16 protein-coding genes and 1 tRNA gene are annotated in these 20,540 nt (G+C 71.7%); 10 read left to right on the forward strand and 7 right to left on the reverse strand.

Features of this window, described 5'->3' with window-relative positions; translation table 11 throughout:
- Window positions 1-4: 4 nt before the first annotated feature.
- The 3 genes from EER30_RS41810 to EER30_RS47655 are packed head-to-tail and all read left to right on the forward strand — an operon-like array spanning window position 5 to window position 7,250.
- Window positions 5-5,239, forward strand: a complete 5,235-nt coding sequence (locus tag EER30_RS41810) for a hypothetical protein (RefSeq protein ID WP_127507597.1) — start codon at window positions 5-7, stop codon at window positions 5,237-5,239.
- Window positions 5,236-7,053 carry a hypothetical protein gene (locus tag EER30_RS41815; protein WP_127507599.1) on the forward strand — a complete coding sequence of 606 codons (1,818 nt, stop codon included), beginning with the start codon at window positions 5,236-5,238 and terminating at the stop codon, window positions 7,051-7,053. The genes EER30_RS41810 and EER30_RS41815 overlap by 4 nt, the downstream gene beginning before the upstream one ends.
- 23 nt (window positions 7,054-7,076) lie before the next feature.
- Window positions 7,077-7,250, forward strand: coding sequence for a hypothetical protein (locus EER30_RS47655; RefSeq protein WP_164842686.1), 174 nt, complete (start codon window positions 7,077-7,079; stop codon window positions 7,248-7,250).
- A gap of 327 nt (window positions 7,251-7,577) precedes the next feature.
- Here EER30_RS47655 and EER30_RS41820 read toward each other — a convergent pair whose 3' ends face one another.
- Window positions 7,578-8,012, reverse strand: a complete 435-nt coding sequence (locus tag EER30_RS41820) for a hypothetical protein (protein WP_127507601.1) — start codon at window positions 8,010-8,012, stop codon at window positions 7,578-7,580.
- A gap of 27 nt (window positions 8,013-8,039) precedes the next feature.
- A complete protein-coding gene (locus tag EER30_RS41825) occupies window positions 8,040-8,804 on the reverse strand; it encodes a sulfite exporter TauE/SafE family protein (protein ID WP_240670653.1) in 765 nt (254 codons plus the stop codon).
- 48 nt (window positions 8,805-8,852) lie between these two features.
- On the opposite strand from EER30_RS41825, the gene EER30_RS41830 reads away from it, so the two are divergent.
- Window positions 8,853-9,374, forward strand: a complete 522-nt coding sequence (locus EER30_RS41830) for a CGNR zinc finger domain-containing protein (RefSeq protein WP_127507604.1) — start codon at window positions 8,853-8,855, stop codon at window positions 9,372-9,374.
- Between the two features lie 158 nt (window positions 9,375-9,532).
- Here EER30_RS41830 and EER30_RS41835 read toward each other — a convergent pair whose 3' ends face one another.
- Window positions 9,533-10,000 (reverse strand): hypothetical protein, encoded by a 468-nt coding sequence (locus EER30_RS41835; protein WP_127507606.1) that lies wholly within the window; start codon window positions 9,998-10,000, stop codon window positions 9,533-9,535.
- A gap of 212 nt (window positions 10,001-10,212) precedes the next feature.
- On the opposite strand from EER30_RS41835, the gene EER30_RS41840 reads away from it, so the two are divergent.
- From EER30_RS41840 to EER30_RS41855, 4 genes are all read left to right on the forward strand, one after another.
- A complete protein-coding gene (locus EER30_RS41840; RefSeq protein WP_127507608.1) occupies window positions 10,213-11,847 on the forward strand; it encodes a methyl-accepting chemotaxis protein in 1,635 nt (544 codons plus the stop codon).
- A 39-nt stretch (window positions 11,848-11,886) separates the two neighbouring features.
- Complete coding sequence (locus EER30_RS41845) at window positions 11,887-13,224, forward strand: UTP--glucose-1-phosphate uridylyltransferase (RefSeq protein WP_205650649.1); 1,338 nt, start codon at window positions 11,887-11,889, stop codon at window positions 13,222-13,224.
- A complete protein-coding gene (locus EER30_RS41850) occupies window positions 13,221-15,137 on the forward strand; it encodes a maltotransferase domain-containing protein (protein WP_127507612.1) in 1,917 nt (638 codons plus the stop codon). The genes EER30_RS41845 and EER30_RS41850 overlap by 4 nt, the downstream gene beginning before the upstream one ends.
- 226 nt (window positions 15,138-15,363) lie before the next feature.
- Complete coding sequence (locus tag EER30_RS41855; RefSeq protein ID WP_127507614.1) at window positions 15,364-15,711, forward strand: nuclear transport factor 2 family protein; 348 nt, start codon at window positions 15,364-15,366, stop codon at window positions 15,709-15,711.
- A gap of 10 nt (window positions 15,712-15,721) precedes the next feature.
- Here EER30_RS41855 and EER30_RS41860 read toward each other — a convergent pair whose 3' ends face one another.
- Window positions 15,722-16,201: an RrF2 family transcriptional regulator gene (locus EER30_RS41860; protein ID WP_127507616.1), complete on the reverse strand. Its 480-nt coding sequence runs from the start codon at window positions 16,199-16,201 to the stop codon at window positions 15,722-15,724.
- 111 nt (window positions 16,202-16,312) lie between these two features.
- Between EER30_RS41860 and EER30_RS41865 the strand changes: the two genes are divergently transcribed.
- On the forward strand, window positions 16,313-17,056 hold the full coding sequence (locus EER30_RS41865) for an SDR family oxidoreductase (RefSeq protein WP_127507617.1): 744 nt from the start codon (window positions 16,313-16,315) through the stop codon (window positions 17,054-17,056).
- Window positions 17,057-17,059: 3 nt separating this feature from the next.
- On the opposite strand, the gene EER30_RS41870 is transcribed toward EER30_RS41865, so the two are convergent.
- Together EER30_RS41870 and EER30_RS41875 are read right to left on the reverse strand one after the other, a co-directional pair.
- On the reverse strand, window positions 17,060-17,380 hold the full coding sequence (locus EER30_RS41870) for an STAS domain-containing protein (RefSeq protein ID WP_127507619.1): 321 nt from the start codon (window positions 17,378-17,380) through the stop codon (window positions 17,060-17,062).
- Between the two features lie 10 nt (window positions 17,381-17,390).
- A complete protein-coding gene (locus EER30_RS41875; protein ID WP_240670654.1) occupies window positions 17,391-19,058 on the reverse strand; it encodes an FAD-dependent oxidoreductase in 1,668 nt (555 codons plus the stop codon).
- Window positions 19,059-19,167: 109 nt separating this feature from the next.
- On the opposite strand from EER30_RS41875, the gene EER30_RS41880 reads away from it, so the two are divergent.
- A tRNA-Gly gene (locus EER30_RS41880) sits at window positions 19,168-19,240 on the forward strand.
- Between the two features lie 394 nt (window positions 19,241-19,634).
- Here EER30_RS41880 and EER30_RS41885 read toward each other — a convergent pair.
- Window positions 19,635-20,519 (reverse strand): bile acid:sodium symporter family protein, encoded by an 885-nt coding sequence (locus tag EER30_RS41885; RefSeq protein ID WP_127507621.1) that lies wholly within the window; start codon window positions 20,517-20,519, stop codon window positions 19,635-19,637.
- Window positions 20,520-20,540 lie beyond the last annotated feature (21 nt).

Consider the following 20,540-nt stretch of genomic DNA (forward strand, 5'->3'; position numbering starts at 1 on the left):
GCCGATGGATCCCGTGAACACCGATCCCACCACCGCGATCGCCCAGCTCCCCGACACCCACCCGTTCCTGCTTCTCCCGGTGCGGCTGGAGACCCGCTTCGGCACCGCCGAGGACGGGCGGCGACAACTGTGGGTCCGCGTCTTCCCCGACGACGTGCTGGTCGACACCTTCGACCCGACGATCGCCGCGGTCGAGCTGGCCAACCTGCGGCTGTTCTGGACGGCGTGGTGGCGGGCCCGGGGCACCGACGCCGGCCGCCGCGCCGCGTGGCGGTCGCTGGCCACGAGCCACGGCTCTGGACGGGCCCGCTGGCTGATCGACCAGTACGCCCCGGTCAACCCGGACGCGGAACCGACCACCGCGGACGGCGACCACGTGCTGGTCATCACCCCGCCGGCGCCGGTCGCCGCCGCGGACCAGCCGGCGATCGCGGCCTACTTCACGGCGGTCTGGCAGGCCACCACCGAGCAGGCCGGGACCGCGCGGACGGCCCTGGACACCGCACTCGGAGCGACCCGCGCGGCCGAGGTGGTGGCGACCCTGCAGCCGGTGAACATCGCCGACCCGGCCGTCGCGCGAGCCGAGGGCATGGTCGTGCACGTCGCGTTCCTCGACCTGCCGCCCGACCCGCCCACCACCGACCTGGTCTGGACCCAGGCGGCCCGCGCCTGGCTGCTGCCGGAACGGTTCGTGCTGCTCGCCTCCGGCCCCGGCGGCACGACCGGACCGATCCTGGGCGAGCCGATCCCGGCCGAACTCCAGGTCGGACCCGATCCGTCCCAGGGCGCCGACGGGCTCGCGCTCGACGAGAACGGCGACCTGACGATCCCGGACGCGATGGCGTGGACGGTGGACTTCGACGCCGCCGTCGCGGCCGGCATGGGCTTCCGGCTCGACCTCGACGACGGTCAGGCGCGCAACGGGTTCGACCGGATCGTGGTGCTCGGCGTCCGCCTGGCCGACGACCCCGAGCGCGGCGCCACCGGCCTCGAGACGCTGATCCGCCACCACCAGAGCAGCCGCAAGGCCCTCGCGCTGGTGCCGCAGGGCACCCCGACCAACAACACCGACGACCAGAGCTCCGGCTACACCTGGTGGGACGACCCGGACCGGGCCTACGACGACTACTTCGTCCGCGACACCGCCGACGATCCGGCCGACTGGCGGCTGCGCACCGACGGGCGCTGGCTGGCCGGGCTGCTCGGCGTCGACCGGACGATCCTGCACCGCTCCCCCGGCTACTTCGGCACCGACCTCGCCACCGCCCGGGCGATGAACACGGCCCTGTGGCCGGCCACCCTGGGCTACTTCCTCGACCGGATGATGGCCCCGCTGGTGCCGGCCGAGACGGTCCGTTCGGTGCGTGAGCTGTTCATTCGCTTCGTGCTCGGCGGCGGCGTCGCACCGGCCATCCGGGTCGGACCCCAGCCGTACGGGATCCTGCCCGCCACCGCCTGGTCGCGCGCGCAATGGTTCCTCGACCTGGGCGGCGGCGGACCGGACCGGGCCGCCGCGGACGGTCCCGTCGACCTGCTGCCCGGCCTGTTCCGGCTCATCGAGGCGGCCGTGCCGACCTGGCGGCGGCTGGCCGCCGGCGTCGCGCACGTCGGCCCGGACACGCCCGACCCGCAGCAGACCCTGCTCGACATCGTCGGCCTGCACCCCGCGTCGGCCGAGTTCCATCAGCGGTACGCGGAGACCTTCGACGAGATCGTCAACCTGCTGGCCTTCGTCCCCGGCTCCCCGCAGGCCGACGCGGCGCGAACGGTCCGCGGCTACGTCCAGGACGGGCTGCGCGTACTCGCCTCGCTCGGCATCGAGACCCCCGCGGAAGGCCGCTACCCGCAGATCCTCGACCGGCTGTTCCTCGACACGCCGTCCCTGCTGCGGGGCGGGCTGGTCGAACCGCTGACCGGGCTGCGGGCCGACGGGCTCAACTACCTGCAGTGGCTGGCCTCCGCCGCCCGTACGTCACACGACGCGCTGCGCCGGCAGGCCGGGTTCACCGACGACGTCCCACCGGCCGCGCTGCTCTACCTGCTGACCCGGCACGCGCTCGACCTCGGTTACGTCGACACCGGATTCGACCTGCTCGACCTCAGTACGGCGGACCGCGTCGAACCGAGGTTCCTGCACGTCGCCGACGCCGAGACCGACACGCCGAGCAGCTGGCGGCACCTCTACCGGCCGGCCGAGGCGGTGACCGGCGACTCCGGTCTGCTGCTGGGCGAGTTCATTCCGCGAATGCTGGACGAGCTGCGGCCGTACCTGAACGAACAGATCGCGGCCGTCGAGCGGCTGGCCACCGTCGCGCCGGCCGGGCTCGAACGGGCGCTGGTCGATCACCTCGACACCTGCTCGTACCGGCTGGACGCGTGGCGGGGCGGGCTGACCGCGCTGCAACTGGCCTTCATGCGCGGCGACGACGGTGTGCGCGACGACAGCCGGCGGGGAGTGCTGATCGGCGCGTACGGCTGGCTGGAGGACGTGCGTCCCCGGGGCGGCACCGAGCCGGTCGAGCTCCCGCCCGAGCTCGCGACCGTGTTCCAGCGGACCGGCGACGCGAAGCTGACACGTGCCCCCGGCAACGAGGGGCATCTGCACGCGCCGTCGCTCGACCACGCCGTCACCGCCGCGATCCTGCGCGCCGGTCATCTGGCCAACGCGTCCGCGGCGCAACCGGAGATCCTCGACATCGACCTGACCTCGGCCCGGGTGCGCGTCGCCCTGTCGGTCATCGACGGCGTGCGCAGCGGGCAGAGTCTCGGCGCGCTGCTCGGCTACCGGCTCGAACGGGCCCTGCACGACCACGACGGGCTCTTCCTCGACCGGCTGATCGACCGGTTACGGCGGCTGTTCCCGCTGGCCGGAAACCGGCAGGCGAGCACCGCCACCGACGACCCGGCGGTGCCGGTGACCGCGGTCGAGGCGCGCAACGTGGTGGACGGCCTGGCCCTGGTCGAGCACCTCGACACCGACGGCGCGAACCCCGGGTATCCGTACGGTCTGGCGGGCCTGCCGACGCTGGACGAGCTGGCCGGCGGGACCGGGAGCACACCCGCCGAGGTCGGCGCGGTCGTCGACGCCAGCATGCACGAGCTGCAGGACGTCAACGACGCGGTCGCCGACCTGGCCATGGCCGAGGCGGTGTATCAGACCGTACGGGGCAACCACGACCGCGCGGCCGGCACCCTCGACGCGTACGCCAAGGGCGCGTTCCCGCCGACGCCGGAGGTCGCGACGACACCACGGTCCGGCAGCGCGCTCACCCACCGGATCGCCGTCCACCTGCCCGGGCAGACGACCCCACCGGCCGGTGCCGGTCCGCGGGCTCTCGGAGAACCGGCGCTCGACGCGTGGGCCGCGAGCCTGCTGCCACCGATGTCGGAGCTGACCGCCGTCGTGGTGCACACCGACCCGGACAGCGGGCTCGAAGTGACCCGTGAGTTCTCGATGGCCGATCTCGGGCTCCGGGCGGTCGATCTCGTCTACCTGGCCGGCGCAGGGACCGACGGCACCCTCCCCGGCCTCGACGGGCTGCTGCTGCACCACGCCCGGCGCGACGATCCAGCCCTGCGAGACGACATCGCCCCGCGAGCGGCCTACCCTCCGGACGGCTCGCTGTTCGCCGCGATCCCACTGGTGGCGAGCGTCCGTGGGCTGATGCTCGGCGCCCGGCCGCTGCGCCCGACCGATCTGGAACTCAGCGGTGCCGCCGGGCGGGCCATGGACGCCGGCGTCGTCGTGCGCGCCGACAAGGCCGAGGCGGTCCTCGCCGCGCTCACCACGGGCGCGACCGCTCTGGGGACCCTCGCCACCGAGCTGGAGACCGCTGTCGGTGCCGGGGTGGACGACACGGTCGCGCTGACCGCCGCGCTGGCCGGGATCGACGGCTGGGTGACGGCGTACGGTGCCGCCGTCGACGGGGTGTGCCGGTTCGGGCTGCCGTCGATCGATCCGGGCCGGGCCGCCGACCGGGTACGCCCTCCGATGGCCGCGCTTCTGGACGCGATCGCCACCCTGGCCGTCTCGTGGCGGGGCAAGCGGGACGCGTTCGCGGCGGTGATGGACGACTTCGACGCGCTTCCGCCGGCCGCGTCCGACGACGAGCGGTACGCCCTGCTGGTGCGGGCCGCCCGGACCGTGTCGACGACGGTGATCGCGCCCCTGCCGCCGGTGGCCGACCTGGTCATCGCCGTCCGCGACCTCGACGACGACCTGCGCGCGGCGATCGAGGAACTCGCCGGACGGCCGACCGCCGAACCGCACCTCGGCGGCCTCCACGCGGCGGTGGCCGCGTTCGCCCCGGGCGTTCCCGCGTTCGACCCGCAGCCGTGGGACCTCACCACGCACCAGGGCGCCGTCCTGTCCGCCGCCCGCGACCTGCTGCTCGCCGTCACGGCGGCGGTGGCCGACATCGACGCCCGGCTGGCCACCGCCCGCGGCCTGCTCGACCAGCTGCCCGGCACCCAGCCGGCCCGCGCGCCGGGACTGGTGCAGGACGCGGCCCGCGCCGTCCTCGGCGAGTCCTTCCTGCTGCTGCCCGAGTTCGCCCTGACCGCCGAGCGGCTGGCCGAGTGGGACAGCGCCTGGACCGGCCGCGACGCGCTGCTCGACCACCTGCGCGACGGCCCGGACGGTTCGCCGTTCCCGGTCGACGACTGGCTGCACGGTCTGGCCCGGGTGCGGGAGAAGGCCCACCACGCCGAACGGGTGCAGCTGCTCGGCGACCTCGAGCTCTCGCCGCTGCAGTTCCCGCACCGGGCGGCCGAGGGCTGGCTGGCCGACCGGTTGCCGCCCGAGGTCGGCCCGGGCGAGCACCTGCTCTACACCGTCCACACCGGACCGGGTGGGGAAATCGACGCGTCGGACCCGGGCCGGACGTACTCCGGGATCCTGGTCGACGAATGGGTCGAGACCGTGCCGGGGACCTCGGAGACCACCGGCCTGGCCTTCCACTACGACCGGCCGAGCTCGGAGCCGCCGCAGGTGCTGCTGCTGGTCACCCCACCCCGGTTCACCGGTGCCTGGCAGTGGGACGACCTGGTCGACACGCTCACCGAGACGCTCGACGCCGCCCGGATGCGCCTGGTCGAGCCGGACCAGGTGGCGGGAACCGGGCTGGCCAAATTCCTGCCCGCGGTGCTGTCGAGCGTCACCGTCTTCCCGATCACCGCGGCGCTGAACCTCTCCTACAACAACGCGGTCCAGGCCGTACTGGTCCGGGAGGACGGATGAAGAAGTACGACGCGATCGACGACATCGCCGCCGTGATCGTCGACCGTTCCGAGGTCATCCCCACGGTCGTACGGTGGAACCGGCTGGAGGGGCGGCCCCGCGCCGACGACTTCGGGCGGGCGCTGCGCGCCGAGGTGCGCGACCCGCTGTGGATGCTCGGCCGGCAGTGGCAGGTCGGCGAGTTCCGGGGCGACGACGCCGGTTCGCCGGTGACCGCCCGTCTCAGCTGGGTCAGCGACCCCGTGACCACACTGCACACCGGCGGTGGCGCCGACCTGACCCTGGACGGCACCGCGCCGCTGGAGACGCTGCTCGAACAGCGGCCGATCCCGGCGGCCGTCGGCGGGCACCCGATCTCGCTCGACATCCGGCTCGCGGCCGGGCGCCGGTGGGTCAAACTGTTGCGGGCGGCCGGGCTCGACGGCCTCGAGGACGAGTTCCGCATCGGGTATCCGGTGACCGCCCCCGATCCGGTCGCCGAGGACGACTACGTGGTCACCGCGCATCCGCCGGTGTGGCAGACCTTCGCCGCGGTCGCCGGCCGGGTGGTCGACGGGTACGACCTCTACCTGCACCTGACCGCCGATCCCGGGAACCGGCCGAGCGACGGCCTGGGCCTCACCGAACCGGACGGGGACGCCGTGAACGCGCTCGGCCCCGGCTTCGTCGCCTGGTTCGCCCGGCTCTTCCACCGGCCGGCCGGTCCCGCCGAGGACTCCTGGGCGCCGCCGCACCTCGAGTACGCGGCCGGGCTGACCGTCGACGCGAGCGGCGACGGCAGCGCGACCCTGGTCGCCGACGAGCACCACGGCGGGCCGCTCGACTGGTACAGCGTGGACGCCACCGGCACCGGCGGACCGGCTGATCCGGCCGACCGGCGTACGGTCAGCGGCTTCCTGCCCACCGGCGCGCGCTTCGACGGCATGCCGAACACCCGGTGGTGGACGTTCGAGGAGGGCCGCGTCAACTTCGGCGACGTCCAGCCCGACACGACCGACCTGGCGAAGCTGCTGCTGGTCGAATTCGGGCTGGTCTACGGCAACGACTGGTTCCTGGCGCCGTTGACGGCCCCGGCCGGCGCGGTCACCCGGGTCGAGGGGCTCGCCGTCACCAACGTCTTCGGCGAGCGCCTCTGGATCGAGCCGGCCGCGGCGCGGGACGAGTCGTGGCGCCGGTGGTCGATGTTCGGCACCACCGATCGCCGTGGCGGCATCGCCCCGGGCCTGGTGCTGCTGCCGACGGCGCCGGGCGTGCTGGAGGGCGCCACGGACGAGCGGGTGCTGTTCGTGCGGGACGAGGTGGCCAACCTGGTCTGGGCGATCGAGACGACCGTGCCGATGCCGGACGGGTCGTCGCGGCGGGGACGGGAGGCGGCGACCGAGCTGCATCGCCGCTATCAGGACGCGCTCGCCGCGGGCACACCGGGCGAGCCGCCCAACGACGCACCGGTCCACTATCGGCTGGCGACCTCGGTCGATGAGAACTGGATCCCGTTCATCGGGGTGCACATCCCGGGCGACGTACGGGAGATTCAGCTGCGCCGGGCGTCCATGCCGCGCCTGCTGGCCGGAGCCACGGGAACGCCGGAGCGGGTGCGGCCGCGCACCACCGTGCTGCGACCCGGGCTGGACGGCGAGGTGCCGGAGCCGTACCTGGTCTTCGAGGAGGAGGTCAGCCGGGCCGGGGAGTCCGTCTCCTGCGGCTGGCGACGCGCGCGGGGGACGGACGGGCGGGTGCATTTGTGGCGGGGCATGCGGCGGCAGGCCGGGCGCGGGGAGGCGTCGAGCGGGCTGGCCTTCGACCGGGCGGTGTAACGGGGGCTGATCTATCAGCGGCTGTGTTGGGCTCGGGCGCGTTCCAGGTGGATCTCGGCGAGCGTCTGTGGCGACATGCCTCCCCGGCGTGGGCGGCCGTCCTCGACGAAGTCCGGGCCGAGCAGTTCGCGGGGTGGAAGACGACGGTGTCGGGTTGTGCGGGTGACAGCGCGATCCACGAACGGCTGCCGACGTAATCGATCAACCTGTCCCACAGCCCTCGCAGGTCGTCCTCGTCGTCCGGGAAGGTCTCGGCCGCCACCTCGGTCAGCAGCGGCGCCAGGACGTGCCGGAAGAAGTCGAAACTCAGCCGGCGGGGCACGACGCCCGCGCGGACGACCCAGCGCAGGCGTACGTCCTCGATCCGGCCGATCACCCGCTCGACGAGGTAGGGCATCGACGCCTGCGGACCGACCAGCTGGTCGGGGGTGATGCCCGGATCGGTCCCCAGCAGGTCGGCGACGAGCGCCAACGTGAACGGCACACCGGCCGCACGGTCCATGGCCGCTCTGATGAGATCGAGGTCAGTGATGCCGCGAACAACGGTCGACGATGGCCCGCAGTTCTGTCGCGTACAGATCGATCAGTGGCCGCATCGCCTTCGTGCCCGTTTGCCGGACGGTGCTGTAGAGCCGGGCCGCGACAGCCTGGTGACGTGGGTCGGGGCTGTCGGCTAGCGCCAGGTCGAGAATCGTGCGCACGCGCCGGCCCTCGTGCATGTAGTAGCCGGGCGGCCGTCTGCCGTTCACGGTGCGGCACAGCAGCACCATGAACACTCGATCACGCCAGTCGAAATCCACCTCGACGGTGATCGATCCGACGACGTACACGAGGGTGGTGCCCAAATTGCCGTCGTCCACTTTCGGTGCTCGTCCGGCGTGCGTGGCGAGAAAGTCGAAGGACTCCCGCGCATACGCCACGAGCGAGTCACGGCTTTCCGTCTCGTCGGTCACGGCCACACCCACCACGGTAGGGACGCGCGGCAATCAGACGTATTGGGTGCCCAGCCGCGCCACCATCGCCACGACCACAACCACCAGGACCACGCGTACGAAGCCCGCGCCGCGCTTGAGGGCGGTGCGCGCGCCGAAGCGGGCGCCGATGATGTTGCAGACGGCCATCGCCAGGCCGAGCTTCCACAGCACGTGGCCGCCCGCGGCGAAGACCAGCAGGGCGCCGAGGTTCGTACCGGCGTTGAGGATCTTCGCGGTGGCCGAGCTGGCCACGAAGTCGAGGCCGAGCACGGCGGTGAACGTGATGATCAGGAACGTGCCGGTGCCGGGGCCGAAGACACCGTCGTAGAAGGCGATCACCGTGCCGGCCAGCAGGAGCGCGGCGATGCGGCGACGCCAGGTGCGGGACGGCTCGCTGACCACGACGCCGAAGGACGGGCGAGCGACGATGAAAGCCAGGACCAGGAGCAGAAGCACCAGTACGGCGGGCCGGAAGTAGGCGGCCGGAATGTGCGAGGCGGCCAGCGCGCCGGTCGCGGCGAACACGACGGCCAGGGCGGCGGCGGGGCCGGCCAGCCGCCAATCGATTTTCGTGCGACGGGCGTACGTGATGGCGGCTGTTGTCGTGCCGCAGATGCTGGCGACCTTGTTGGTGCCGAGGGCGGTCACGGGCGGCAGGTTCGGCAGACCGAGCAGCAGGGCGGGTACGAGCAGCAGCCCGCCGCCCCCGACGACCGCGTCGACCCAGCCGGCCGCGGCCGCGACGAGCAGGAGCAGGACGATGTAGTGCCATTCCACGGTGGTTCTCTCCTTCAAGATCACCGTGGATTCTGGTGTAATGCCTTTGTGCATCTCAACCCTTACGGCGAGGGTGCGGTTCGGCTGGCCCTGTCGCTGGCGACCGACCCGCCGCCGGCCGACGACGCGCTGGTGGCCCGCTGTCACGCCTTTGACCTGGTCATCGACCGGCCGGTGACGGTTCACGACCGGCCGGCGACCGCCGAGTTCCTGGCCGAATGGCTCGGGGTGATCGACGCCACGTCCCCGGCCGAACGCGCCGAGCGCCTCAACGGGCTGCTGCGCTTCGCCTCGGCCTATCCGCGCCTGACCGACCACGCCGACAGCGGCTGGCACCTGCACTACCGCGACCTGGACCAGCCACTGGCCGCGCAACTGCGCACCCTGATCAGCGTCGGCACGGCCCTGCACCTGGCCGGCCGGGGAATCCACCGCCTCGGCCGCTGCGCCGCCGACGGCTGCACCACCCCGTACGCCGACTTCAGCCGCACGGGCCGGCAGGCCTACTGCTCCTCCGCGTGCGGCAACCGCTCCGCCGTCCGCCGCCACCGCGCCCGCCAGAACGCCTGACCCCGGCCGGGACCGGCGGAGCAACCGCCGGCACGTGCGTCCCGGCCGGGCTCAGGCGGAGCAACCATCACCGGGCGGCGGAGCAATCCGCTACCGGGCGGCGGAGCAACCCGCTACCGGGCGGCGAAGCGACTCGCCGCCGCCATCGAAGCGCGAGCTCAACTCACTCGGGGCTGGCCCTTCACGCGGAAGCAGGCCGTGCCCGCGTTCGCGTAACCCTCGCCGCGGTTGTCGACCCAGATGCGCACGCAGTACTTCCCGGCGGGGACATTGTCGTAGATGCTGATCACCTCGGACGCCCCGGCCGCGACGAAGGCGCCGCACGGAACCGCCGCAGTGTCGCGGTTGAAGCCGCCGCCCGATCGGTAGAGCTGCACGTGCGCGTTGCAGCCGACGAAGCTCGGAAAGTCGACCTCGGTCTCGGTCGAGCCGATCTTGTCGGCTGTCACCCGCACGTAGTTGAGGTAGAGCCCGCTGCCGGACGCCTTGAAGTGAGTTTGGAACTGACTGCCGTAGACCGAACCGGTGACGTTCCCGGTGGCGCCCGCGCTGGCCGGCGCGGCCAGACCGAGAATCACGGCGCCGAAGGCCGCTGCGGCGAGGGCGAGGCGAGACGTGCGGTACATGGCTTTCTCCGTTCGTCAGGGGGAGCTGATGCCACCACCACGGGCCTCGGGACAGTCAGGTTCACGGAAATCTTCACGAATGTCGCGCGGGACTTCAGCGCCCCCACGCGCCTCACGCCTTCGTCCGACATTTCGGATACATGACGTTTTGCCGAGAATCATTCGCGATAGTGGGAGGACAGCGCAGAAGCGACGCACAGTACGGAGACGACATGAGCGTGCTTGCCCTGAACGAACCGATCCCCGCGGCACGGGTCGGTCGGCGCTCCCTCGACGATCTCGGGGTCAGCGCCAAAGTACTGGCCGCGGTCGGCGCGGCGGCGATCGTCGCGCTTGTCGTGGGCATCACGGGGCTGGTCGCGCTCAGCCACGCCAGCGCGTCCGCTCAGCTGATCTACACCAGCAACGTCGCCAGCGTGAAGGCCCTCGGCCAGATCCGGTCGGTCATCAGCGCGACCCGCACCGACCTGGCCATGCATGCGCTGTCCACCACCGCAGCGACGACCGCGAAGTTCACCGAGGCGTTCGAGGCCGACCGGCAGGCGTTCGCCGCCGCGATGGCCGCCTACCGGAGCAGCGGGCCCGCGGGCGATCCGGCCCTGATGGAGCAACTGCAGACGGACTGGAACGCCTACATCGACGTGGCGCGGGCGAAGATGCTGCCGGCCGGCGAGCGCAACGCGCTCGAGGAGTGGGCGAGGATCCGCGACACCGAGGCCACGCCGATCATCGCCGAGATCAACGACAGCGCCGCCAAGCTCGACGCCGTGGAGACCGCCGACGCCGCCAAGAACGCGACCGCGGCCCGCGACAGCTACACGTCGAACCGGGCGTGGGCGATCGGCATTCTCGCCGTCGGTCTGACCCTCGCGCTCGGCCTGGGCACCTGGGTGGCGCGGCGCATCGTCGGGTCGCTGGGCAAGGTGACCGTCGTCTGCGACGGCCTGGCCGACGGCGACCTCACCCGTACGACCGGATTGACCACGGCCGACGAAGCCGGGCGCATGGGCCGATCGCTGGACACCGCGATGGCCCGGCTGCGCGCCACGGTCGCGACGATCGACGCGTCCGCGGCGTCGCTGTCCGGCGCGGCCGACCGGATGACCGACACCACCACGCACATCGCCTCGGCCGCCGAGGAGACCTCGGTGCAGGCGCAGGCCGTGTCGGCCGCGGCCGAGCAGGTGTCGCGCAGTGTCGACAGTGTCTCGGCGGGCGGCGAGCAGATGGGCGCCTCGATCCGCGAGATCTCGCAGAACGCGGCCGAGGCGGCCCGGGTCGCGTCGGAGGCGGTCACCGTCACCGCCGCCACGTCGGCCACGATGGGCAAACTGGGCGAGTCGTCGGCCGAGATCGGCAACGTCATCAAGACGATCACCTCGATCGCCGAGCAGACCAACCTGCTCGCGCTGAACGCCACCATCGAGGCCGCTCGCGCCGGCGACGCGGGCAAGGGTTTCGCCGTGGTCGCCTCCGAGGTCAAGGATCTGGCTCAGGAGACCGCGCGGGCCACCGAGGACATCTCGAAGCGGGTCGAGGCGATCCAGGCCGACACGAGCGGGGCGGTCGCCGCGATCGAGGAGATCTCGGTGGTCATCGAGCGGATCAGCGAGTTCCAGACGACGATCGCGTCGGCCGTCGAGGAGCAGACGGCCACCACGGCCGAGATGAACCGCAGCGTCACCGAGGCGGCCGGCGGCACCGGCGAGATCGCCTCGAACATCACCGGCGTGGCCGAGGCGGCCCGGCTGACCAGCCAGAGTGTCAGCGAGACGCAGGAGGCGACAAACGATCTGGCCCGCATGTCGTCGGAGCTGCGCAGCGTGGTCTCCGCTTTCCGGGTGTAGGGCGATTGCCGTTAACCCGGGCCGGGAACAATGCTTGGCATGGATGCGCCCCCGTACGTTCTGGCCACGTTGACGAAGGCGGAGAAGGAGGGCGCCCACCCGGCCGAACTGGCCGCGTTGCGCCGCCGCCTCGACCAGTTGGCCGAACCCCACGCCGGTCTGCTCCCGGGTGACTCGCTGGAACCGCTCACCGACGTGACCAGCCTCGACGAACTGCCCTCACCGGACGACGCCCGCGAGGTGCTCGACCGTCTGGTGGTCCTCAAACTCAACGGCGGCCTCGGCACCAGCATGGGTCTGACCGGGCCGAAGTCCCTGCTCGAGGTCAAGCCGGGCGAGAGCTTCCTCGACGTCGTGGCCACGCAGGTCCGATCGGTCCGGGAGCAGTACGACACCCGGCTGCCGCTGCTGCTCATGAACTCGGCGGCCACGCGCCGGCCGTCGCTCGACCGGCTGCGCCTCGACCAGGAAGCGCCCCGCGACTTCCTGCAGGGTCGCGAGCCGAAGCTGCGCGCCGACGACCACTTCCCGGTGGAGTGGCCGGCCGACCCGTCGCTGGAGTGGTGCCCGCCCGGGCACGGCGATCTCTACACCGCGCTGGTCGCCACGGGGACGCTCGACCAGTTGCTGGACGCGGGACTGCGCTGGTGCTTCGTGTCGAACTCGGACAATCTCGGGGCCACCGTCGACCCGCGCCTGGCCGCCTGGGTCGCCGCGTCGAACATCCCGTTCGCGATGGAGGTCGTGCACGGCACGGCGGCCGACCGCAAGGGCGGACACCTCGCGCTGCACGACGGTCAGGTCGTTCTGCGGGAGACCGCGCAGGTGCCCGAGGGCGACCCCTCCTTCGGCGACGTCGGGCGCTGGCGCTACTACAACACGAACAACCTCTGGATCGACCTGCGGGCGTTGCGGGACATGCCGGCCGCGCCCGAGCTTCCGCTCATCGTCAACCACAAGACCGTCGACCCCAGAGACCCATCGAGTACGCCCGTGGTGCAGCTCGAGACCGCGATGGGCGCGGCGATCGGGTCGATTCCCGGAGCGCGTCCGGTGCTGGTCCCCCGCACCCGGTTCGCGCCGGTCAAGACCACCGACGACCTGCTGGTGGTGCGCTCGGACGCCTACGAGCTCACGGCCGACGGTCACCTGCTTCCCACGTACGAGGGGCCGGGTCCGGTGGTGACGCTGGACCCCGCCTATTACCGCCTGGCCCCGGCGTTCGACGTCCACTTCCCGGCCGGGCCGCCGTCGCTGCGCCGCGCGACCCGCCTGCGCATCGACGGCGAGGTCACCTTCGGCGCGAACGTCGTCGTCGAGGGCGACGTCCACCTCACCGGCCCGCTGCGGGTGCCGGACGGCACGGTGCTGCGATGAGCGAACCCGTACGGATCGGGCGGATCGCGGTCGGCGGCGTCGAGCCGGTCGTCGAGCACGGCGAGCGGCCCGCGAAGTCGGTCACCGGTGAGGAGTTCGAGGTCACCGCGACGGTGTTCCGCGAGGGGCACGAAGCGGTCGGCGCCACCGTGGTGCTCACCGATCCCGACGGGCACGAGCGGCACGTCGCGATGACCCGCGTCAACGCGGGGCTCGACGCGTGGGCGGCCACGATCAGCGCCGACCGGACCGGCGACTGGACCTTCCGCGTCGAGGGCTGGTCCGACCCGTACGGGACGTGGTTCCACGACGCCGTCATCAAGGTCGAGGCGGGCGTCGACGTCGAGCTCATGCTCGAGGAGGGCGCGCGGGTGCTCGAACGGGCCCCGCGTGACGTCCTGGCCGGCGCGATCACGGCCTTGCGAGACGCGAAGCAGCCGCCCGAGACGCGGCTGAGCGCGGGCACCTCCCCCGAGGTGCGCGCCGAACTCGACGCCCGGCCGCTGCGCGAGCACGTCACCGCGTCCCGGGAGTTTCCGTGGCTGGTCGAGCGCGAGCGCGCTCTCTACGGCGCCTGGTACGAGATGTTCCCCCGCTCCGAGGGCGGCACCCTCGCCACGGCGGCCCAGCGGCTGGACGCGGTCGCCGCGATGGGGTTCGACGTCGTCTACCTGACCCCCATCCATCCGATCGGGCGCGTCAACCGCAAGGGCCGCAACAACTCGCTGGTCAGCACGCCGTCCGACCCCGGATCCCCGTACGCGATCGGCTCCTTAGACGGTGGTCACGACGCGATCCATCCCGACCTCGGGACCTTCGACGACTTCGACGCTTTTGTCGCCCATGCGCGGGAGCTCGGGCTGGAGGTCGCGCTCGATCTCGCGCTGAACTGCGCCCCCGACCACCCCTGGGTCACCGAGCACCCGCAGTGGTTCACCACCCGCGCCGACGGCTCGATCGCGTACGCCGAGAACCCGCCGAAGAAGTACCAGGACATCTACCCGCTCAACTTCGACAACGACCCGGCCGGGTTGTACGCCGAGATCCTGCGCGTCGTGCGGCTGTGGCTCGGCCACGGCGTCACGATCTTCCGCGTCGACAACCCGCACACGAAGCCGCTGTGGCTGTGGGAACGACTGATCGCGGACTGCCCCGACGACGTGATCTGGCTGGCCGAGGCGTTCACCCGCCCGCCGATGATGCACACCCTCGCGAAGCTCGGCTTTCAGCAGTCGTACACCTATTACGCCTGGCGCCACACCAGGGACGAGCTTCAGCAGTACGCCGCCGAGCTCGCCGGTCCGGCCGCCGCCTACATGCGGCCCAGCTTCTGGCCGACCACCCACGACATCCTCACACCGTTCATGCAGCACGGCGGGCCCGAGACGTGGAAGATGCGCGCGGCCCTGGCCGCCACCCTGTCGCCCAGCTACGGCATCTACGCCGGCTACGAGCTGGTCGAGAACGTCGCCCGGCCCGGCGCCGAGGAGCAGATCGACAACGAGAAGTACGAGTACAAGAACCGCGACTGGGACTCCCCCGCGTCGCTGGCGCCCTACCTGACGACGCTCAACGAGATCCGCCGCGCCCATCCGGCCCTGCATCGGCTGCGTAACCTGCGCTTCCACCACGCGGACGACGACAACGTGCTGGTGTTCTCGAAGGCGCGGCGGGTCTACGACCGCGACGACGTCATCGTGGTCGTCGCGAACCTGCAGCCGGAACACACCCGCGACACCTGGATCCACCTCGACCTGGCGTCGCTGGGCCTGCCCGGCACCTTCGTGGCCCATGACCTGATCACGGGCGAGCACTGGAACTGGTCGCGGCACAACTTCGTGCGTCTGGGCCCGGCCACCGAACCGGTCCACATCGTCCACTTGCGGCCCGAGGGAGTCACCGGCCCTCAGTGACCCCGGGCATGCGGCCAGGGAGTTCGACGGGCGCGAGTCGCACCGGTCGCGGACAGGATTGCCGTACCGGTTCCGACAGCGAGGCATGCCCGCCATGACCAAGATCTCGCAGCAGCCCACCGACACCGGAACAGGCCGCGTTCCGCCCACTACGTTGACCTCGGCTGTCACGTCCGGCGTCGCTCCCACTGTCAATAGGGAAGAAGCGCGACGAAGGAGGACTGAGATGGCGGACGACGACGTCACCGGCAACCTGAAGAAGATGGACGATCTCGACTACCGAGCCTGGAACGAGGCCGACTGGCCGGGGCTGTTCACCGATCTGCACACCGACGACGTGCAGGTGTTCGTGAACGGGCAGAAGCCGACCGACGGCCTCGACGAGCACATCGACGCCATGAAGGCGCTGGTCGAGAGCATGGGTGGCACGCCCGCCCAGGTCAAGGCCCACCCGATCACGTTCGGGTCCGGGGACTGGACCTGCGTGGTCGGCGAGTTCGAGAACGGCAGCCGGATGGTCACCCTGGCGAGATGGCGCGACGGGGCGATCGCCGAGGAACACATCTGGCTCTGACGGCCGGCGGTCACGCCGACTGGGACAGCCACCCTCGCAGGCCGGCCATCACGTCCGGGCCGTAGTCCCCCGTCACGTCGACGGCCAGGTCGGCGATGGTCACCGCGGCCAGGGCGGCCCGCCAGGCCTGGTCGGCGGCCGACATCGCCCGGGAGATCGGGCACGGGCGTGAGCAGGCCTCGGGCGGGGTGGCCAGCGGGCCACGCTGACGGATCTCGGTGCAGACGAAGGCCGGCTGGGCGCCGTCGATCGCCTCGACCACGTCGAGGGCGGTGATCTCGGCCGGCGGGCGGGCCAGCTCGTAGCCGCCGGCGTGGCCCTGGACCGACCGGATCAGACCCGCGCGCGACAGCGCCTGCAGTTGCTTGGCCAGGTAGCTGCCGGAGACGTCGTGCATCTCGGCCAGACGGGTGGCCGGCACGGGGCGCTCGGCCGCGGTCAGCACGACCGCGCAGTGCAGGGCCCATTCGACTCCGCCGGACATCTTCATGGTCACACTTTACCCACTTGACTCGGACAGGATCTATCCGAGTAGAGTCTCGGACAGACATTATCCGAGTTGACGCGAGTAGTTGACGAAGTTGAACGCAAGGGAGCGGTCATGAAGGTGGTTGTCGTCGGAGGCACGGGTCTCATCGGCCAGAAGCTGATCTCGCTGCTCAAGGGCGCGGGGCACGACGCGGTGGCGGCGTCGAAGTCGCTGGGGGTCGACGTCATCTCCGGTGAGGGCCTGGCCGAGGCGTTCCGCGGCGCCGACGTCGTGGTCGACGTGACCAACTCGCCGTCGTGGGCCGACGACGACGTGCTCGCGTTCTTCACGACGTCGACGCGCAACCAGGTCGAGGCCGAGAAGGCCGCGGGTGTCGGCCACCACGTCGCGGTGACGATCGTGAACGCCGAGACCATGCCGGGCGCCGGCTACATGCGGGCCAAGGTCGCCCAGGAGCAGGTCATCGAGGAAAGCGGCATCCCCTACACGATCCTGCGCGCCACCCAGTTCCACGAGTTCGTCGAGGGGATCGCCGGCTTCGGCACCGCCGACGGCGAGACCCGCATCACGACCGCCGCGTTCCAGCCGGTCGCCGGGGACGACGTCGCCGCGACGCTGGCCGAGCTGGTCGAGCTGCCCCCGGTCAACGGCATCGTCAACCTGGGCGGGCCCGAGGTGCGGCCGATGAGCGACTTCGTGCGCCACTTCCTCGAGCACACGAACGACTCGCGCAAGCTGGTCGAGGACCTCTCGGCCGGCTACTTCGGCGCCGAGATCGACGACACGTCGCTGACCACCCGCGAGGGTGCCCGCATCGGCGTGATCAGCTACAAGCAGTTCCTGGACGGGAAGTAGGCGTCACAGACCGAACACGTGGCCGAGCCCCGTCACCTCGATCGCCTTGCGGACCGGGGGTGACGGCTCGGCCAGGGTCAGCGTCACACCCTGCGCCGCGGCGCTGTTGCGGGCGCTGACCAGGGCACCGAGGCCGTACGAGTCGATGAAGTCGAGCCCCGACACGTCGATGCGCAGGTAGCGGCAGGCGGGGTCGGTGGCGATCTCGGCCAGCTGGTCGCGCACGGCGTCGGCGCGGTCGAGGTCGAGCTCTCCGCGCAGCGTGGCGACGATCAGACCGTCCGCGTCAGGCGTTTCGTGGGCGATCGTGGCGTCCATGGGCATTGCCAAGATGCTACCCGGCGGCCACGACCGCGCCAGTCGAGGCCGCGATCGCCTGGTGCACCGAGCGGACCGCGCTGGCCCCCTCACCGACCGCCGACGCCACCCGTTTCATCGACGACAGGCGTACGTCCCCCGCCGCGAACACCCCCGGCACGCTGGTCTCGAACGGCAGCGGCCCACGCCCCACCCCGGTCCACCGGGCCCCCACCTGGACGTCCGTCGGCACGAACCCCCTCTCGTCCAGTGCGACGTCGACGAGCCAGCCGGTGGCCGGGGTGGCCCCGATGAAACAGAACAGCCCGAAACACGCGCACGGCTCGGCCGAGTCCGGCGCGGTCAGGGTGATCGCCTCGAGCCGCTTCCCGCCGGTCAGCGCGGTCACCCGCGTCGAGGTGCGCACCGTGATCCGCGGGTCGGCGAGGATGCGCTCGACCAGGTAGTTCGACATGTCCTTGGCGAGGTCGGGACCGCGTACGACCAGGTTGACCGCGCCGGCGTGCTCGGCCAGATAGATCGCCGCCTGCCCGGCCGAGTTGGCCCCGCCGACCACGGTGACCGGCAACCCGGCCACCCCGCGCGCCTCGAGCTCGGTCGCGGCGTAGTAGATGCCCGCCCCGACGAACTCGTCCCAACGGTCCAGGGCCAGGTTGCGGTAGGCCGCGCCGGTCGCGATCAGGACCGTACGGGTGGGGATCTCGGTGCCGTCGACCAGCGTGACCACGTGCCCCTCGGCCGAGCGCCGCATCGCCACCACGCCGCACGGGCTGGCCAGATGCGCACCGAACTTCAGCGCCTGCACGACGGCCCGCGCCGCCAGCGCCTCGCCGGAGAGCCCGAACGGGAAACCCAGGTAGTTCTCGATACGCGAGCTGGCCGCCGCCTGCCCGCCGGTGGCGACCGCGTCGAGCAGCAGCGTCTCGAGCCCTTCGGACGCGCCGTAGACGGCCGCCGCCAGCCCCGCCGGTCCCGCGCCGACGATCGTCAGATCAGCGACCCCCTCGGGCGTACGCCGGAAGGTCAGACCCAGACTGTGGCTGAGCGTGCGCGGCTCGACCCGCGTGATCGTCTCGCGCGGCAGGACCGCCGCGGGCAGATCGTCGTCGGTGAGACCGGCCTCGGCCAGCGCCGACCGGCCCTGCGGAGTGTCCTGCTGCAGCCAGCGATGCGGCAGGTCCTGCCGGATCAGGAACGTCTTCAGCGCCAGCCCGGCACTGGTCGCCTGGTCCCCGATGATCTCCAGATTGCGTCCGGCCCGCTGCACGAGCAGCCGCCGGCGGGCCAGGAACGCGCGCAGCAGCAGGTCGCTGAGGTCGGTGTCCTGGGCCATCAGCCGCCGGAACGCCTCGCGCCCCACCCGATGGACCACGCCGGACGCCGTCGCCCGCGCGGCCAGGATGCGCGTCTGCCCGGTCAGCAGGTTGACCTCGCCGACGAACTCGCGCGGCCCGGCGGTCAGCACGGTGTGATCGTCGGTCGGCAGCGTCACCTGGATCTCGCCCGACTCGACGAGAATAAGATCGGTGTCCAGGTCGCCGATCTCGAACACCAGCTCCCCGGCCACGATCTCACCCCGGCAGCCGTACGCCACCGCGCGCGCGAACCGTTCCTCGTCGAGCTTCGGGAAGGCCGTCTCTCGGAGTTCCTCGGCCTGGCCCCCGAGCTCGGGAAATGACGACATCACCACCCCGCCGATGCTCCCACCGGCCCGGCCGTCCAACAATCGGTCGGATGACTGGTGGGGGCGGGCGCGCAGACTCAACCGCCCATCCGGTATGGTTCTCCTCAGCGCGGACGTAGCGCAGCTGGTAGCGCATCACCTTGCCAAGGTGAGGGTCGCGGGTTCGAATCCCGTCGTCCGCTCTTGTCACCGCCCCGGGCCTCACGTAGGCGCCGGGGCGTTGTCGTTCCCAGCCGTTGTCATACTCAGCGCAGCGTCAACCGGTACGCCCGAGCGCCGTCAGCCCACCGTTTCCCCACGACCCGGGAGAGCAGCGGCACCCGCAACAGCCCGCGGGCGGGGTGCGGCCACGGCGGCTCTGCGCCTGTTCTCCCGCTGGGCCTACGCCGAGCTAGGTCTGTCCGAGCTGCGGCTGTGGGCCCAGCGCCCACAACGCCGGGTCCCGGGCCGTCGCCGAACGCGCCGGCTACGTCAGAGATCCGGAACGTGATCAGTTCCGCGAGATCAAGGGACAGACCTGGCCGACCGTCGCCTACGTTCACCACCGCTCCCCCGGGGACCAGAAGTCGCCGGGCTTCAGAGCTCGCTTGCCGCGACGGCCCGCTCACGGCGGCGGGTGACGAGGAAGCCGAAGGCGGCGGCGGTGAAGAACATGACGATGCCGTAGACGGCGGCCGGGATCGCCATCTCGGTGTTGTTCAGCAGGGCCGGGCTGACGGCGACGGCGATCGCCAGGGTGCTGTTGTGGATGCCGATCTCCATGCCGACGGCGATCGACTCGCGGCGGCCGACGCCGGTCAGCCTCGGAGCGCCGTAGCCGACGGCCAGGCTCACGACGTTGAAGACCAGCACCGCTACGCCGACCGCGACGAAGTAGTCGGCGATGTTGTCGCGCTCCTTGAGGACCGTGCCGATGATGACCGCGACCAGCACGACCACCGACAGGATCTTGACGGGCTTGGTCAGGCGGTCGGCCAGTTGGGGGAAGCGGGCGCGCACCAGCATGCCGATCGCGACCGGCACCAGCACGATCGCGAAGACCTGCAGGACCTTGTCGAACTGCAGGCCGAGGGATCCGGCGTCGCCGAGGAAGTGAGCGGCCGACAGGTTGACGACGATCGGCAGGGTGACGACGGCGAGCACCGAGTTGATGGCGGTCAGGGTCACGTTGAGGGCCACGTGGCCGCCGAACAGGTGACTGTAGAGGTTGGCCGTGGTTCCGCCGGGCGACGCGGCGAGCAACATCATGCCGACGGCCAGGGCGGGGGCCAGGTCGAGGGCGACGACCAGCCCGAAGCAGAGCGCGGGCAGGAGCAGCACCTGACAGCCGAGCGCGATCAGGGCCGCCTTGGGGAAGCTGAGGACGCGGCGGAAGTCGGCCACGGTCAGGCCCAGCCCGAGGCCGAGCATGATGATGCCGAGCGCGATCGGCAGACCGACAGTCGTCAATGTCGAGTTCATGGCGCTGCATTCTGCCGCACC

Source organism: Actinoplanes solisilvae (genome assembly GCF_003999975.1).
In the GTDB taxonomy this organism is placed as follows: domain Bacteria; phylum Actinomycetota; class Actinomycetes; order Mycobacteriales; family Micromonosporaceae; genus Actinoplanes; species Actinoplanes solisilvae.